The organism is Streptomyces sp. NPDC045701, from assembly GCF_056432045.1.
Genome location: NZ_JBWKJV010000231.1, coordinates 1 through 1,068, shown reverse-complemented (window position 1 = coordinate 1,068; position 1,068 = coordinate 1). Strand labels below are relative to the sequence as shown.

General features: G+C 69.6%; 1 protein-coding gene. It reads right to left on the bottom strand.

Annotated features, from left to right (window positions below; translation table 11 throughout):
* Positions 1 to 1,068 (bottom strand): ISAzo13 family transposase (locus AC07DW_RS34645; protein ID WP_478861554.1); only part of this gene is annotated, 1,068 nt, incomplete at both ends.

The window sequence follows — 1,068 nt, the reverse complement described above, 5'->3', positions numbered from 1 at the left end:
CGAAGACCTTCATGTCCTTGTCGCTGATCTTGATGCCCTTGGGGTAGTCGCCGAGACCGAGCCTGGCCTCCACGGTCAGGCCGGTCTTCGTGGTGACGGTGCCGATCGTTTCCACGATGACCTCGTAGGATGTCAACGGCCTGCCCCGCCAGTTCATGGTGATGGCGGAGAACAGCCGATGCTCGATGCGATTCCATTTTGATGTTCCCGGCGGCAGGTGCGTCACGGTGATCTCCAGGCCGGTCTCGGCGGCCAGGACGGCCAGCTCGGTCTTCCACAGCCGCAGCCGTGAACCGTTCGACCCGCCGGCATCGGCGGTGATCAGGAGCCTCCGGGCCGCCGGGCAGGCAGCCCGCCCGGCCTGCTCCCACCAGCCGCGGACCGAGGCGACCGCGAACGCCCCGGTGTCCGCCCCGACCCCCACGTTCACCCAGCCGGCATTCGCCGCCAGGCCGTAGACCCCGCAGGGCACCGCCTTGCCAAGCTCTCGGTCAGGGAAGTCATGCACGGACACCTTCTCCGGCCGCCCGGCCGGAGCCCACTCGGCACCGCCGTTGGCGAAGTTCCCGACCAGCTCCTTCTTCTTGCAGTCCACGCTGATCGCCGGATCTCCGGCCGCGGCGAACACCACAACCTGCTCGTTGATGTATCCGAACTGCGCGTCCCGATCAGGAGGCTGCTTGCCCTCAACGGTCTTGACGTTGCCCCGCAGCGAGTACCCATCGGCTTTGAGCAGCCCGGCCACCGTCCGCGCCGAAATCTGATGACCGCCCTCGGTCAGCACTCCGGCCAGGTGCGCGGTCGACTTGGCCGTCCAGCACAACGGCGACATCGGATCCCCCCGGGTTTCGGGATCGACCAGCTCCCGCAGTGCCGGCGCCAGCCCGGCGTCGAGATCGGTCACCGACGGCCGCCCGCCGCCGGGCCCGCGCACCCGGCCGTCCGGAACGATCCCCGCCGCCAGCTCATCCCGGCCCCGCCGCACCGTCTTCGGATCCACCCCCGCAGCCCGCGCCACGATCGCGACACCGGAAACACCCAGCTCAGCCGCCTCCGACCCCAGCCACA